Origin of the sequence: Mucilaginibacter agri (genome assembly GCF_009928685.1) — a bacterium.
In the GTDB taxonomy this organism is placed as follows: Bacteria; Bacteroidota; Bacteroidia; order Sphingobacteriales; family Sphingobacteriaceae; genus Mucilaginibacter; species Mucilaginibacter agri.
In genome coordinates this window covers 264,103-279,335 of record NZ_WWEO01000045.1, presented here as the reverse complement: position 1 = coordinate 279,335, position 15,233 = coordinate 264,103, and the positions used below count along the sequence as shown (strand labels likewise).

The following is a 15,233-nucleotide window of genomic DNA, read 5'->3' as shown; positions in this document are numbered from 1 at the left end:
TTAATGAGTCAAAATTAAACTATTTCGGGGCTATTAATCAAGTTCTGTTAATAAAGTATTTAACATCCCTAAAGCCGCGATAGCCGTTCTTTCGATATTTTGTAATCTCTTGCTACCAAAAGTATGCTTTTTAACCATAGTTTTACCACCACTGGCCACGCCTATCCAAACCGTACCCACAGGCTTATCGGGTAAACCTCCACCTGGCCCGGCAATACCGGTAACGGCAATTGCATAATCAGATTTGAAGTTAGCGAGCGCCCCTTCAACCATTTCAATAACCGTGGGCTCACTCACAGCCCCATGTTGCCATAAGGTTTCATTCTTAACACCCAAAAGGCTTTCTTTTAACTCATACGAATAGGATACTGCCCCACCAAAAAATACTTCAGATGAACCGGCATGTTGGGTAAATAAATGAGAGATGTACCCACCTGTGCAACTTTCCGCAACAGAAAGTGTAAGACCTTTAACGGCCATTTTATTTAAAATAGCTTTCTCCAGTGGCACATCCTGGTCGGTAACTACAACCTTGCCAATCCGCTCAATAAGCAATTGGGCATAATGGTTAATCTGCTTTTGCAAATCGCCTGCCTTATCTTCGTACCCACTTAGCCTTAACCTCACTTGCCCTAGTTTTGGCAAATAAGCTAGCTTAATGGTTGGCGGTAAACTGTTCTCAATATCAGCAATTCTTTCGGCTAAAAATGATTCGCCCTCGCCTACTGTCAGTATCGTTTTATGGATCACTCTAGGTAGTTGAAAACGGTGCATCAATTTCGGGGTAACCGTTTCCTCCATCATATATTGCATCTCAAAAGGCACACCCGGCATCGACACATAAATCTTGCCCTCATGCTCAAACCACATACCCGGCGCGGTGCCATTGTTGTTAGGTATTACCTCACAATTTTCGGGCACTTCGGCCTGTTTTACATTAACATCAAGCAGCGGGCGGTTGTATTTGGCAAATATTTTTTTGACATTTTCGAGCGCCGACTCATCCATCCGGAAACCCACACCAAAATATTCAGCCAGCGTTTTTTTAGTAATGTCATCCTTGGTTGGCCCAAGGCCGCCTGTAATCAGGATAACATCAGCTCGTTGATGCGCTTCTGCCAAAGCCGTGAGGATATGCTGCTTATCGTCCGATATGGATGAGATCTGTTTTACACGGATGCCAGCTTCATTTAAATGTGTAGCCATCCAAGCAGAATTGGTATCAACAATCTGCCCTATCAGTATTTCATCTCCTATGGTGATAATTTCAGCAAGCATATTTTTCTAATAATAAGGGTTGTAGCTCGAGTTTGTTGTATAATCGTTTCGTTTACTAAGTTTCAGGTCCTGTAATATTGACGCCTTAACCCTAAGCATTACGTTATACATTTTGTAATATCCAAATGGCGTCCATTGCATCGATAAGTCCCAACAATGTAAATCGCGGTAAAAGCCAAATTGTATATTACTTACCTTCTGCTTTCGGATGTCCACGTCAGACTGTACCGTAACCTTCCATTTCGGCGTAATGTTTAAATCGCCATTAGCCTGTATAGTGTGCGCCACAGTGGTTTGGTAACCATTGGTATTCCCGTAAGTGAAATTATAATTCAAATTTACGTTCCAGGGCACGTTAAAATCAACAAATGCGGTTTGATCCTGACTTACCAATGCCAACCGTTCTGCCTGATCAGGCGTTAGCCCCCGCATGGTATTGGCATTTATACTATTCGGCAAATTCGGATTGAATTTGTTAGGCATCTTTGATTTCGAATTGAGGTTAATACTCGCGGACACAAAGAAACTCGTAAGGCGCGGCAAATGGCCATCCTGAAGCGTGAACCGATCAACAAGCTTTGAATATTTTACAATTACCCCATTTTGTATCGAGTCGCGTACGTTAAGCACGTAAGGATCTAAAATACCGCCAAAACTGATATTCAATTTTTGATTAAATACGGCAGTGTGTCCGGTTAACGAAATAGTTGATAACCTAAATGAGTCGGCCGCAAAGTTGTAAAACGTTGATATAGAGAAGCCCTGCAATATCTGCACCTTTTTAGCAGTTTGCGAAGTATCGGTTGCCTTAGGGCGAATCTTTGCTTCGAGCGTATTGTCGAGACTAAAACCTATTCCCGCCTGTTTGGGGGTAGCGGTTACGGGATAAGCCGAATTAGCATATGTAGAATAACGGGTAAGCTGATATGGGTAAGGAACGGCAACCTGACTTACTATGGTTTTGTTATAACTCGCATTTGTATAGTCAGGCGAATAGTTAAAACTGAACGATGGTGTCATTACGTGCCTGATAGCCTGAAGTTTGCCTTTAAAATTCATGGTTCCATACAATTTAGTAGAGAGCGATGCTCCTAAATTATACTGACCAGTTCTTTTAAAGCCAAATGCTGTATCTATAACCAAATTTGGATTTGAGCTCGAAGTTGTGCTGGTAATACTGGTGTTTAAGCGATCATAATGTTGATTAACTGTCTGGAAGTTCCAAAATTCATTATAAGTAGCATTGGTACTAAACTGAAAATATTTCAGGAATGTAAGGTTCAACCCAACAGGGATGGTTTGTTTAAAACCACTTTGCAGACGCTTGGTAATGGAGCTTTTAAATAAATTATTTTCCGGTACATTATCCACCTTGTTGGTACCTGTAGAGCTGTAGCTTATCGTAAGCCTCTGATACCATTTTTGCTCGCCTACCCTATCCTTAGAGTCAAATGGGCTTATACTGGCCATATTGAAAGTAAATGAAGGTAGTTCGATACTAATGGTCTTATTGGCTATATCCTGGCTATGTGTGGCACTTACTGCAAGGTTAAACGGAGTACCGGCCCAGGTACGAGAATATGCAATGCTGGAATGCAGAGTTGCCTGGGTCATTTGCTGATAATTATAATTCTGCGTGCCGGGCGAATTTGAATAATAATTACTTGAACCTGCGTTTACCGAGGCACTGAATATTGAACCTGGGCTTGCATTAGGATCCTGTGCATGCGACCATAAAATATTATAGCTTTTTGTAGCCGGATCGCCGGGGTTACCATATTTGTTTGAGCTGTAGCTTAGTTTGGCTGTACCCTGATAGGCATATCTTTTGATATATCGCGCGGTAGTGCTTAACTCGTATGATCCTTTTGAATATACCGACGCCATATTGGTTAAGTCGATATTATCATTAATACCCACATAGTAACCAAAGTTCTGTAAGAAGAAACCACGCTTGGCATCCTCTCCAAATGTGGGCAGGATAACACCCGACGCCCTTGAATTTGGTTTTGGGAAAAATCCGAACGGAATGGCCAGCGGTAATGGCACTCCGGCTATTTCCAGATATGCTGGCCCCGATACGATCTGATTTTTTTCGGCAATACCTTTGGTGATCACTATACCAAAGTGCGTATCCGGATAAGGCAGATCGCAGGTACTGTAAAGTACATTGTGATAAGCTACCTCGGTTTCGTTTAATTTTTTGGCCACACCGCCAGATATAAAGTTACCCGTTTGCTCAGATGCGGGGTTAAATACCTTTGCCTTCTTTGTTTCATAATTATAAAACATAGAATCGGCAGCAGCAGGTTTATCACTCTTTTGCTTAACAATAGGCCTACCTACGTAACGATGCGTTTTAGGATCCTTTTGTCCGCGGGCAAAGATCTCATGGGTCTTTTGATTTACACGTATATAGTCGGCATCAACCTCAAAATCCTCGTAAGTAACACGTGCCCTGCCATATAAATACATGATATTACGCTCTTTATCCACATAGCTGGAGTCTTCTGCAGTCCATTTAACTAAATTTTCCAGATTGCCTTTTGACTTCGATGACGTATCTTTAGCTGCGGTAGCCGGCTTAGCCCCCTTAGCAGGTAGATTTTTTTTACCTGCGGGTGATTTTACTTTTGGTAGGCTATCGCGTTTAATAATTGTATCAATTGCCAATAAATGCCGGTTTAAAGCGTTATTAGGGGCAGCAAATGATACATTCGCCGCGATAACAAGTGATAAGAGAAAAAATAGACTGGCGAATTTCAAAATTAGTTTCGAATAGTATTTTTGCAGTTAAAGATAACAGCGTTCAAAAATAATGAAAAATAAAGCATTCAAAAGATTCATTTACCGTACTTGTGTATTACTGTTCTCTCTTCCATTATTTTCTTTTAAAATTTTGCCAGACACAACTAAAAAGGATAGCTCCGTTTACAACGGATATAAAGTTAGAACAATTGTTGTTGATGCTGGCCATGGTGGAAAAAGAGCCGGTGCAAATGGCGCTTATTCGCTCGAAAAGAATGTAACGCTGGCATTGGCTTTTAAATTGCAGAAAGCAATAGAAAAAGATGTGCCCGATGTTAAAGTAGTAATGACACGTACCACTGATGACGATATTCTGTGGCAAAAACGATCTGACATTGCTAACGACGCTAAAGGCGATCTTTTTATTTCACTGCACTGCAATTCATTGTCGGATAAGACTATTACCGTAAATGGCCGTAAAAAGCGCGTTCCCGACCAATCCGGACGCGGAGTACTGGTTCTAGTATATGGTTTTCACCGTGGCGGCAACGCAAATGGCGGCGATATAGAAGAAGCTGCAGCAATAAGGGAAAACTTATTTGAGGAAAAAGATGTTAAAGGTGGCAGTGGGGTTGATTTTAATGACCCAACGCAGATGATTTTACTAAACGCATTTAAAAATAAGTATCGCAAACAAAGTATCCGTTTTGCAGATATTGTTAATGATGAATTTAAAGAAACCGATGGAAGACCGAGCGAAGGTGTGCGAGAGCAAAGTATTTTAATTTTGTGCCATAGTGCTATGCCTTCGGTACTGGTTGAAACGGGATATATTAATAACCCTAAGGAGGAAGATTATCTTAACTCAGACGCCGGACAGGACGAAATTGTGGCAACTTTAATTCGATCTATACAGATATATAAGCAACAAGTAGAACAATCTAATTAACTTTAAGCCGAAAAACTAAACATCTACATTTTGAAAATAGCGAACGAAACCAAAGTAGGCATACTTACCGTACTTGCCATCACCATATTATTATTAGGCTTCAGTTATTTGAGGGGATCGGAGGTATTCTCGAGCTCCAATCGTTTTTATGCCATCTATCGAAGTGTAGAAGGGCTTACAGTTTCAAAACCTGTTTTAGTAAATGGTTTCCCTATCGGTAAGGTTTCAAAAATGGAGTTACTGCCAGATGGCCGTACTATTGTTGAATTTAAGATAGAGCACCAATATAACGTACCCGTTAACACCTTGGCGGAGTTGGAAAGTACCGACCTTTTAGGCAGTAAAGCCATCGTATTTCAGCTAGGTACCAGTAAGGAATATGCGGAAGATAAAGATACGCTCCGTGCTAATGTAGCAGGCAGCCTTGCAGAAAGCCTCCAACCCGTACAAAAGAAAGCCGAGCTGCTGATCTCTAAAATGGATTCGACTTTAAGCTCCGTTAACAAGATCCTTAATCCTGATTTTCAGAAAAACGTAGACCGCAGCTTTTTGAGCATTGCCAACTCATTACAAACATTAGAAGGCACTACTAAGAAAATAGATAATCTTGTTGGCTCACAAACAGGGCACATTAATAATGTATTGGCAAATGCGGAGGTAGTGTCAGCCAACTTAAAAACTACTACAGAGCATTTTCAAAATGTATCATCCAACTTCGAAACATTTAGTAACGATCTGGCCAGCTCTAATATTAAACAGACTTTAGACAACGCCAATAAAACAATGGCCGACCTGCAAGCCACAGTTAACAAAATCAATAGCGGCACTGGTTCTTTATCTCTACTGATCAACGACGATCAGATGTATAAAAATCTTAATGCAGCATCGGGTAACTTAAACAACCTGTTTATAGATATCAAAGCCCACCCAAGCCGTTACGTAAGCTTCTCAGTATTCGGAAAAAAAGATAAATAAGATCTTAAAATCAAAACATTTACAGCAGGGCTAAGCTCCTACTGTAAATGTTTTGCCTTCTATAGCCAGCTCGGTGTTGGGGAAAACACTTCTGGCTTCATCCAAAAGTTCATTCAAGGTTTTATAGCGCGCCGAAAAATGGCCGATCAGTAACTGATGTGCGCCAGTTTGCAAGGCTACATCTGCTGCCTGCCAGGCTGTGGTATGGTGCGTTTGCAAAGCACGATCGAGCATATTATGCAGGAATGTCGATTCGTGATAAAGTAAATCTGCATTGGCTATTTGCGCGAAATAGTTTTGATTGTACAGTGTATCCGAACAATAAGCATATGATTTAGGAACGCTGGAATCGATGGTCAGTTCATCATTTTGGTAAACCGTTCCATCCGGAGCCACATAATTTTGCCCGCGCTTTAACAACGAGAAGTAATTTACCGGGATAGCAAGTGCTTCAACTTTCTCTTTAATTAGTTTGCGCAGTGTTTTCTTTTGTTTAAAGAAAAAGCCAGTACAGGCAATGCGGTGATCGAGCGGTATTGTTTCTACGGTAATTTCGTTGGTATCCAGTATAACGGCGGGTTGGGTAGGGTCCGTCGGATAAAATTCTATTTCGTAGTTGAGCGTAGTGTCAGAGTATTTAAATTGCAGATCGATGATCTCTTTAAGCGGGGCTGGCCCAAATAGTTTTAACGGCTTTGAGCGCCCGTTAAGATGCAAGGAAGATAGTAAACCAACAAGTCCTAGATAATGATCACCGTGAAGATGGCTGATGAAGATATGATCAATGCGGCTGGCCTTTACATCAAACTTTAGCATTTGCTGCTGGGTGCCTTCGCCGCAATCAATTAAATATAGGCGTTCGTTTATATTGAGCGCCTGTGCAGTAGGGTTTCTGTTGTATATTGGGGTAGCAGAACTGCTGCCAAGTATGGTTACTTCAAACTTCATGAAGGCTAAACATACAAATGGCTTATTTTGCTTCTTTTTTTAGTTCTTTTTCTATTTCTTCCATAAATACCAGGTCAACAGCTTCTTCAGTAGTTGGCACAATGGTTAAAACAGTGTCTAACTGAGAGATCGTGATCAAACGCGCTACTGCCTCACTTAAACCCGAAAGAATAAATACACCCTCAGCATTTTTGCATAGACGATGACCTACCAGTAAACTACTTAAGCCCGATGAATCTGCAAACTTAACGTGGCATAAGTCAAGGATTATATTTCGCTGCCCCTCTGCATTCACAAGTATTAGCTCTGATTTTAGCTGCGGGGTGAATAACGAATTCAATTTCGATTCGTTCAGCTTCAGAACTACATATTTCTCGTGTTTATCAATCGTAAACTTCATTATTGTCTGTTTATAAATTATAAGCTAAGATACATTAATTTGATTACAAATGAAATCACAGTGCGGCAAGCGCTGCATTAACATTTTTCTCAACTCGCGCTGTAACTTCGCCACCTTCTGGTTTAACAAATGTTTCGCCGGTAATTTTATTGTAAAGCTCTATATAGCGCTCGGAGATCGAAGTAATAATTTCAGGCGTCATTTCCGGAACTGTTTGCCCGTCTTTACCCTGGAAGCCGTTTTCTATTAACCACTTTCTTACAAACTCTTTCGAAAGCTGTTTCTGTGGCTCGCCTTTCTCCTGGCGTTCTTCATACCCTTCGCTATAGAAATAACGTGAAGAATCTGGCGTATGGATCTCATCAATCAGGTAAATTTTACCATCATATTTACCAAATTCGTACTTGGTATCAACTAGTATTAAACCCTGTTGGGCGGCAATCTCAGTACCACGCTGATAAACAGCACGGGTGTATCTTTCCAATTGTTCGTAGTCTTCACTGCTTACAATGCCCCTGCCTACTATATCTTCTCTCGAAATATCTTCATCGTGCCCTACTGAGGCCTTGGTGGTTGGGGTAATAATAGGCTCCGGAAGTTTGTCGTTTTCTTTCAAACCTTCGGGTAGGTTCACACCGCAAACTTCGCGTTTACCGACGCTGTACTCTCTCCAGGCATGCCCTGCAAGATAACCGCGAATTACCATTTCTACCTTAAAGGGTTCGCAAATGCGGCCAATAGTAACGCTTGGATCTGGTACAGATACCACCCAGTTAGGTACGATATCTTCTGTCGATTTTAAGAATTTGGCAGCGATTTGATTGAGCACCTGCCCCTTGTACGGAATCGGCTCCGGTAAAACCACATCAAAAGCAGAGATGCGGTCGCTAACAACCATTACCAGGTATTCGTTATTGATGGTGTACACATCACGTACTTTTCCTTTATAAAAAGATGTTTGGTTAGGAAAGTTGAAGTGTGTTTCTTTTATAGCATTCATAGTATAGAATCAAGGGTCAAGAGTCAGGAATCAAGAGCCGCAAATATAGTCTTGATTCCTGACTCTTGATTCTTGATTCTGAAATTTTATTGTATATCCCCGTAGGCTTCCAAAATACGCTTAACCAGTTTGTGGCGCACTACGTCCTCGCCCGTCAGGTATATAATATCAATGCCCTTTATATCCGTAAGGATACGCAAAGCAGTGTGTAGGCCCGACTGTTGTTTTTTTGGTAAATCGATTTGGGTTACGTCGCCGGTTACAATAAACTTGGCGGTTGGGCCCATACGGGTTAAAAACATTTTAAGCTGCATATCGGTGGCATTTTGTGCTTCATCCAATATCACAAAGCAGTTATCCAGTGTACGGCCGCGCATAAATGCCAAGGGGGCAATTTCTATGGTACGGTTTTCCAGGTAAGTTTTTAATTTCTCAGCAGGGATCATATCATCCAGCGCGTCATATAATGGGCGCAGATACGGATCGATCTTTTCCTTTAAATCGCCCGGTAAAAAGCCCAGGTTCTCCCCTGCTTCAACGGCCGGTCGGGTTAGGATAATTCTTTTGATCTCCTTGTTTTTCAGCGCCCTGCAAGCCAAAGCTACCGCCGTATAAGTTTTACCAGTACCTGCGGGGCCAATAGCAAACAGGATGTCGCTTTTAACAATGCTATCGACCATGCGGCGTTGGTTGGCTGTACGCGCCTTAACCATTATGCCGTTGGGGCCAAATACAATTACTTCGCCTGTGGTCGATTTATCATTAGCTGGTTCTGCCTGCTGAATCTGCACCTTCGATCCAAGAATGCGTTCGATATCAGTAATATTGAGATTGTCGAATTTTTCGACGTGATTGAGCAAGTGTTGAAACTTCTCGCCGAACACGTTTAGTTCGTTATCGTCGCCCAATATTTTTACCTCACTACCGCGTGCAACGATCTTAAGCTTAGGGTATTGTTTTTTAATAATTTCGAAGTGATCATTATTAGGTCCCCACAATACCGCCGGGTTTATATTCTCTAGAGATAATTTAAGTTCGTTCAATATTAACTGATTTTATAGTTACAGATTTTTTATGCTTAAAAATTTTGAATATTTGCAGCTTGTAATCTCCTTGTACAAGATTAACAATAAATATTTAAAAAAGTAATGCCGATAATAACATTAACAACTGATCTGGGTGATAAAGATATCTACCAGGCTGCCCTCAAAGGCAGCATACTTAGCTTGTTGCCAAATGTTAGTATTATTGACATTACGCACAGCGTAGCTGCTTTTAACGTGCAGCAGGCAGCGTTTGTTCTTAAAAACAGTTATCATTATTTTCCTGCAAATACGGTACACCTTATAGGTATAGACACGGTTTACAATGCACATACCCGGTACCTGGCAGTAAGATACAAAGAACATTATTTCGTTGGTGCTGATAATGGAATTTTTTCTTTGATGTTTAATGCCGAGCCCGACGAAATTGTAGAGCTTAACATTATGCAGGATTTAAAATTTTTGCACTTCCCACTCGCCGACATATTTGTAAAGGCAGCCTGCCACCTGGCGCAAGGCGGTAAACTTACCGAAATAGGCATCTCCGTTACCAGTATCGAGAAGAAGATGAACCTGCAACCTGCGGTTGAGCGCAACCTCATTAAAGGTGTAGTGATCTACATCGATTCATTCCAGAATGTGATCACCAATATCACTAAAGATTTCTTCAACAAAGTACAACACGGCCGTCGCTTCGTTCTTTACTTTAAACGCAACGAGACTATTACCCAGCTTAGCTGGCACTATAACGAAGTGCCCGAAGGTGAAAAGCTTTGTTTATTCGGCATAAGCGACCATTTAGAAATTGCCATAAACAAAGGCAATGCAAGTGGGTTATTAGGGTTGAATCTCGGTGACAGCGTGATCATAGATTTTCATTGATCTGACCCAATACTTATGAAGAAATACTTTTTGCTGATAATTACTTGCCTGGCTTGCGGCAGCATTTATGCCCAGCCCAATACCGATTCGCTTGCTTATCAAAACCAACGTCAAAAAATCAATGCCATGCTGGCTGCCCGTTCGGCCAAATTCGATCAGTACGATGCCAGTTTGAGCAAACATACGGGCATTTTCGGCATGCAAACTAAAAAGGATATCCGCCGCTCTAACGATATTTTGATGGATATTGTAAAAACCGACAACGACATTTTAAAGCAAACCAAAGTATTGTTGACATTTAAGAATAACCAACTCGATTCGCGCGTTTTCCAACAACAAACCATCCAGACTAAAGTGCATGAAACTGAGAGTAATGTGCTTGCTTATATGAATACCATTAACAAGCTTAGAGACCAAAACGATAAGCTACAAGCTGGTATTAAAAACGCCGAAAAAGGCCAGTCGACGATGGAGTTTTGGCTGATTGCAGTGATCTTCCTATTCATCATAACGTCAATTTTATTTGTTTTAAGTAAAAAGCGAGCGATTAAAATGTAATTTAGCTGCTTTGAAATAAACATGGCGCGACAAAGATTGAACAGTGGGAACGCTGCGGAGAAGGAATTACCAAAAGCAAAATTAAATAAACAGAGCCTGCAAAATATTGGCAAGCTTTTAAGCTACATCAAACCATATCGCGCTAAATTTATAGGCGGCCTTATTTTCCTGGTATTATCAAGTTTAACAGGCCTCGCTTTTCCTGGCTTTTTTGGAGCGTTGATTGATGCCGCACAAGGTAAACAACGCTACGCATTTATGCCCGCTAACCTTACAACCATTGGTGAGGTAGCCATTGCTGTGTTGTTTGTTCAGGCTTTTGTATCCTATTTCCGTATTACGTGGTTTGTGCAAGTTGCCGAAAAATCACTGGCCGATATCCGCAGGGATACTTATTTCAAACTGATCACGCTGCCAATGAACTTCTTCTCTAACCGCAGGGTTGGTGAATTAAACAGCCGCATATCAGCCGATTTATCACAAATACAGGATACCTTAACAACCACTATTGCTGAGGCTATCAGGCAAATAATTATACTTGTAGGCGGTATCATTTTATTAATGGTCGTTTCCATAAAATTAACCTTCGCGCTATTAATCGTATTGCCCTTTTTAATCGCAACCGCAATTTTCTTCGGTAAATTTATCCGCAAACTATCGCGCCAGGCACAAGATAAATTAGCAGATTCTAACACCATTGTCGAAGAAACTTTACAAGGCATAGCCAATGTTAAAGCCTTTGTAAATGAAGCTTTTGAGGCAGGTCGTTATGATCGTAACCTGCGCGATGTGGTTAATCTTGCTATTAAAGGTTCCAAATACCGCGGGCTGTTCGGTGCGTTTATCGTATTCTGTTTGTTCGGAACTATTTTCGGTGAGATCTGGTATGGTTCGTACCTGGTATCAATCCATGATAACGGATTTACCTTCGGTAAATTAACCACCTTTATCGTCTATGCAGCCTTCATAAGTGCAGCAATGGGTAGTTTACCCGATCTATATGCTAATATCCAAAAGGCCGTAGGATCAAGCGAGCGCGTATTGGAAATACTGGCTGAACAAGGTGAAGAAGTATCTATCGATGCGGAAGAAAACAAAATAAAACAAAAAATTGATGGTAACATCAGCTTTAACAAAGTTAACTTCCACTACCCCTCACGTCCCGAAATTGAAGTGTTAAAAGGTGTTTCTTTTGATGCTGAAGCCGGACAAAAGATTGCCATTGTAGGCCCGAGTGGTTCGGGTAAGTCTACCATGGCGTCGTTGATTTTACAATTTTATCATCCGCAAGAGGGTAATATCACTTTTGATGGTAAAACAGCTGATCAGTTTGCATTAACCGATATCCGTAACCAGGTGGCCATTGTACCACAGGATGTATTATTATTTGGCGGCAGTATACTGGAGAATATAGCCTATGGAAAACTAGGTTCGAGCCGGGATGAGGTTATGGAGGCGGCTAAAAAAGCCAATGCCCATAGTTTCATCAGTAACTTCCCCGAAGGATATGATACGATGGTTGGCGAACGTGGTGTCAAACTTTCAGGTGGCCAGCGCCAGCGCATTGCCATTGCCAGGGCCTTACTCAGAAATCCGTCTATTTTAATATTAGACGAAGCAACCTCGTCATTAGACTCAGAATCTGAACGTTTGGTACAAGAAGCATTAGAGGTGCTGATGAAAGACCGTACTTCTATCATTATTGCACACCGTCTGTCAACTATTCGCGAAGCTGATAAAATTATTGTGTTAGACAGAGGTACCATTACCGAAACCGGCAGCCACGCCGAGTTAATGCATAATGAAGCAGGATTGTACCGCTATCTGAGCCAATTGCAACTGGAAGCGTAGCTTGTTCATGGCTAATAGTTCATTGTTCATAGTAAATGAACTATATTGAGGCTTGGATTTTTAACGGCTATGATCTATGAACCATCTACTATGAACAAAAAAAGCCTACCCTAACAAATGAAGTTAACCATACACGGGGCAGCCCGTCAGGTAACGGGAAGCATGCATTTGCTCGACGTTGCCGGATATAAAATATTGATTGACTGCGGACTTGATTACGAGAAAGACCGCAGTGTGCAATCGAACGAGAATTTCCCCTTTAAACCCAAAGATATAGATGTGGTGATACTAACCCACGCCCATATCGACCACTCGGGCAATTTGCCCACATTAGTACGCTTGGGTTTTGAAGGCCAGATCTTATGCACCCCTCCCACAGCCGACCTTACAGAAATGTTGCTGATGGATTCGGTAAGCATCTTTTTAAACAAGGCGCAAGGCTCGCGCAAACGTGGCCGTGGAGGTAAACACCATCAAATTAGCCAGCCATTATATCTGCATAAGCATGTAATGGATACCATGGATCGTATTGTTACTATCGGCTTTAACAGACCGTTCCGGTTAACCGGCGATATCGAACTTACATTTATCCCCGTTGGACACTTACTGGGTGCTGGCGCAGCAGTATTGAAGATCAATGATCAGGGCACAGAAAAATCTATCGCCTTTACGGGCGATATAGGACGCAAGAACTATCCTGTGCTTAACGACCCACAAACTATCCCTCCGGTTGATTATCTCGTCACAGAGTCGACCTATGGCGGCCGTTTCCATAGTACAGATAAAACAGTAGAACAGGTATTGATAGAAACGGTAGAAAAAGCTTGCATTAAAGAGCCTGGCCGTTTGATAATCCCAGCCTTTAGTATTGGTCGTACACAGTCACTGGTTTATTCACTTAACAAGATCTTTAGCAGTGGGTTACTGCCACCAGTTAAAGTATTTGTTGATAGCCCACTGGCAGCGAGATCGACACAAACGTTCCGCAAATTTCATAGCCTTCTGAATGAGGAAGCACATGATTTTTATAATAAAAAGGGCGACGAATTTGAATTCGATAACCTTACCTATATAGAAAATCTTAAGGACAGCAGGCAGATCTCTAATTATTTTGAGCCTTGTATCATCATCTCCTCAGCTGGGATGCTGGAGGGTGGCCGCATACAAGACCACCTTTTTTATAACATCCAAAATTATTACTGCACCATCCTGTTTATTGGCTATTGTGCTAAGGGAACTTTAGGTCATCGCTTATTGCGCGGCGATTCGATAGTGCATATTAAAGACCGTGATCTCGCGGTATATGCGACCATTAAACAAACTGACCTGTTCAGTGCCCACGGCGACCATAACGATCTGATGAACGTTGTTAAGGAGCAGGATAAAACCAAGCTAAAGCAAGTATTCCTGGTACACGGTGATCCGCAAAGTATGGAAGCATTGGCTGTAGCTTTGGAAACTGAGGAATATCCGGTTATAATTCCAGAAAAAGGATTGAGTTACGAGCTGTAATTCTAAAATGGAGAATATGTAAAAAAGAAAAGTCCCGGTCTTAATGGACCGGGACTTTGTTTATATGCAAGATCAGGTCTTAACTCCTGATTCTCCTTTCTTAGTTCTAACGCTTACGCTAACTCTAAACTCTTAAAGTGGTTAATGATCAGCGTAGCTAATTCAACACCAATACGCTCTTGAGCTTCGTTTGTAGAAGCGCCAATGTGCGGGGTTAAAGAGATTTTAGCGTGAGATAAGATCTCTGCTCTTGGTGTAGGCTCGTTGTCGAACACGTCTAAGCCAGCAAAGCTGATTTGGCCGCTGTTAAGGGCATCAATCAGATCGAGCTCGTTGATTAAGCCGCCACGTGAGCAGTTGATCACGCCCGCACCTTTTTTCATGGTAGCAAAGGCAGCTGCATCTAAAATCGGTTTGTCTATAAAAGGCGTGTGCAGGGTTACGAAATCGCTTTGAGCAATAACCTCTTCCTGTGAAGCTTTTTTAACAGATGCTTTAACCACATTGCCACCACCCAGTTCTAATTCAAGCTCCGGATCAAAATCATAAACATCGAATGCTAAAACATCCATACCAACACCTAAAGCGATTTTAGCTACCGCGCGACCAATACGACCAAAACCAAGGATACCCAAAGTTTTACCGCGCAGTTCAGCGCCTTTAGCATATGATTTTTTCAGGTCGTTAAATTTGGTTGCACCATCAACCGGCATTTTGCGGTTGCTGTCTTGCAGAAAACGGGCACCGGTAAACAAGTGACCGAATACCAATTCTGCAACAGAGTTAGAAGAAGATGCCGGAGTATTATAGGTCGGGATGCCTTTTTCTTTAGCATACGCCACGTCGATATTATCTACACCAACGCCGCCACGGCCAATCATTTTTAAATTAGGGCAAGCATCTATTAATGCTTTACGCACTTTAGTTGCACTACGTACAGTAATACCGTCGTAAGCCTGTAATTTAATTGGTAATTCGTCTTGAGGGATGGTATTGGTATCAACTTCAAAACCTGCTTCCTCAAGCATTTTTTTTCCTATCGGGTCGATGCCATCATTGGCTAATATTTTGATCATGATTTTCTTAATG

The 15,233-nt window shown here is 41.7% G+C and carries 13 protein-coding genes; 6 read left to right on the top strand and 7 right to left on the bottom strand.

What is annotated here, in order from left to right:
* Positions 1–33: 33 nt before the first annotated feature.
* Together GSY63_RS21420 and GSY63_RS21415 are read right to left on the bottom strand one after the other, a co-directional pair.
* The gene (locus GSY63_RS21420) at positions 34–1,278 is read right to left on the bottom strand and encodes a competence/damage-inducible protein A (protein ID WP_166587897.1); all 1,245 of its coding nucleotides are present in this window, start codon (positions 1,276–1,278) and stop codon (positions 34–36) included.
* 6 nt (positions 1,279–1,284) lie between these two features.
* Positions 1,285–3,951: a putative LPS assembly protein LptD gene (locus tag GSY63_RS21415; protein WP_243749295.1), complete on the bottom strand. Its 2,667-nt coding sequence runs from the start codon at positions 3,949–3,951 to the stop codon at positions 1,285–1,287.
* Between the two features lie 145 nt (positions 3,952–4,096).
* On the opposite strand from GSY63_RS21415, the gene GSY63_RS21410 reads away from it, so the two are divergent.
* Both GSY63_RS21410 and GSY63_RS21405 read left to right on the top strand, forming a co-directional pair.
* Positions 4,097–4,975: an N-acetylmuramoyl-L-alanine amidase family protein gene (locus GSY63_RS21410; protein ID WP_166587895.1), complete on the top strand. Its 879-nt coding sequence runs from the start codon at positions 4,097–4,099 to the stop codon at positions 4,973–4,975.
* 30 nt (positions 4,976–5,005) lie between these two features.
* On the top strand, positions 5,006–5,950 hold the full coding sequence (locus GSY63_RS21405; protein WP_166587894.1) for an MlaD family protein: 945 nt from the start codon (positions 5,006–5,008) through the stop codon (positions 5,948–5,950).
* 30 nt (positions 5,951–5,980) lie between these two features.
* Here the strand turns inward: GSY63_RS21405 and GSY63_RS21400 are convergent, their stop codons facing one another.
* From GSY63_RS21400 to GSY63_RS21385, 4 genes are all read right to left on the bottom strand, one after another.
* Positions 5,981–6,898, bottom strand: coding sequence for a ribonuclease Z (locus GSY63_RS21400; RefSeq protein ID WP_166587893.1), 918 nt, complete (start codon positions 6,896–6,898; stop codon positions 5,981–5,983).
* 22 nt (positions 6,899–6,920) lie between these two features.
* Positions 6,921–7,298 (bottom strand): STAS domain-containing protein, encoded by a 378-nt coding sequence (locus tag GSY63_RS21395; protein WP_166587892.1) that lies wholly within the window; start codon positions 7,296–7,298, stop codon positions 6,921–6,923.
* 55 nt (positions 7,299–7,353) lie between these two features.
* Positions 7,354–8,298 carry a phosphoribosylaminoimidazolesuccinocarboxamide synthase gene (locus tag GSY63_RS21390; protein WP_166587891.1) on the bottom strand — a complete coding sequence of 315 codons (945 nt, stop codon included), beginning with the start codon at positions 8,296–8,298 and terminating at the stop codon, positions 7,354–7,356.
* 86 nt (positions 8,299–8,384) lie between these two features.
* Positions 8,385–9,341: a PhoH family protein gene (locus GSY63_RS21385; protein WP_166587890.1), complete on the bottom strand. Its 957-nt coding sequence runs from the start codon at positions 9,339–9,341 to the stop codon at positions 8,385–8,387.
* A gap of 105 nt (positions 9,342–9,446) precedes the next feature.
* Here GSY63_RS21385 and GSY63_RS21380 point away from each other — a divergent pair, with 105 nt between their 5' ends.
* The 4 genes from GSY63_RS21380 (at position 9,447) to GSY63_RS21365 (ending at position 14,144) form a co-directional block, all read left to right on the top strand.
* The gene (locus GSY63_RS21380; protein WP_166587889.1) at positions 9,447–10,223 is read left to right on the top strand and encodes an SAM hydrolase/SAM-dependent halogenase family protein; all 777 of its coding nucleotides are present in this window, start codon (positions 9,447–9,449) and stop codon (positions 10,221–10,223) included.
* Positions 10,224–10,238: 15 nt separating this feature from the next.
* Complete coding sequence (locus GSY63_RS21375; RefSeq protein ID WP_243749294.1) at positions 10,239–10,781, top strand: hypothetical protein; 543 nt, start codon at positions 10,239–10,241, stop codon at positions 10,779–10,781.
* 21 nt (positions 10,782–10,802) lie between these two features.
* Positions 10,803–12,632: an ABC transporter ATP-binding protein gene (locus GSY63_RS21370; protein ID WP_166587888.1), complete on the top strand. Its 1,830-nt coding sequence runs from the start codon at positions 10,803–10,805 to the stop codon at positions 12,630–12,632.
* 117 nt (positions 12,633–12,749) lie between these two features.
* Positions 12,750–14,144 carry an MBL fold metallo-hydrolase gene (locus tag GSY63_RS21365; RefSeq protein WP_166587887.1) on the top strand — a complete coding sequence of 465 codons (1,395 nt, stop codon included), beginning with the start codon at positions 12,750–12,752 and terminating at the stop codon, positions 14,142–14,144.
* A gap of 113 nt (positions 14,145–14,257) precedes the next feature.
* Here GSY63_RS21365 and GSY63_RS21360 read toward each other — a convergent pair whose 3' ends face one another.
* Positions 14,258–15,220, bottom strand: a complete 963-nt coding sequence (locus GSY63_RS21360) for a D-2-hydroxyacid dehydrogenase (RefSeq protein WP_208094630.1) — start codon at positions 15,218–15,220, stop codon at positions 14,258–14,260.
* Positions 15,221–15,233 lie beyond the last annotated feature (13 nt).

Excerpts from the sequence above, each read along its gene's own strand:
- GSY63_RS21420 (WP_166587897.1), bottom strand. The coding sequence starts at position 1,278 with ATGCTTGCTGAAATTATCACCATAGGAGATGAAATACTGATAGGGCAG.
- GSY63_RS21390 (WP_166587891.1), bottom strand. The coding sequence starts at position 8,298 with ATGAATGCTATAAAAGAAACACACTTCAACTTTCCTAACCAAACATCT.
- GSY63_RS21380 (WP_166587889.1), top strand. The coding sequence starts at position 9,447 with ATGCCGATAATAACATTAACAACTGATCTGGGTGATAAAGATATCTAC.
- GSY63_RS21375 (WP_243749294.1), top strand. The coding sequence starts at position 10,239 with ATGAAGAAATACTTTTTGCTGATAATTACTTGCCTGGCTTGCGGCAGC.
- GSY63_RS21400 (WP_166587893.1), bottom strand. The coding sequence starts at position 6,898 with ATGAAGTTTGAAGTAACCATACTTGGCAGCAGTTCTGCTACCCCAATA.
- GSY63_RS21360 (WP_208094630.1), bottom strand. The coding sequence starts at position 15,220 with ATGATCAAAATATTAGCCAATGATGGCATCGACCCGATAGGAAAAAAA.
- GSY63_RS21370 (WP_166587888.1), top strand. The coding sequence starts at position 10,803 with ATGGCGCGACAAAGATTGAACAGTGGGAACGCTGCGGAGAAGGAATTA.
- GSY63_RS21410 (WP_166587895.1), top strand. The coding sequence starts at position 4,097 with ATGAAAAATAAAGCATTCAAAAGATTCATTTACCGTACTTGTGTATTA.
- GSY63_RS21395 (WP_166587892.1), bottom strand. The coding sequence starts at position 7,298 with ATGAAGTTTACGATTGATAAACACGAGAAATATGTAGTTCTGAAGCTG.
- GSY63_RS21365 (WP_166587887.1), top strand. The coding sequence starts at position 12,750 with ATGAAGTTAACCATACACGGGGCAGCCCGTCAGGTAACGGGAAGCATG.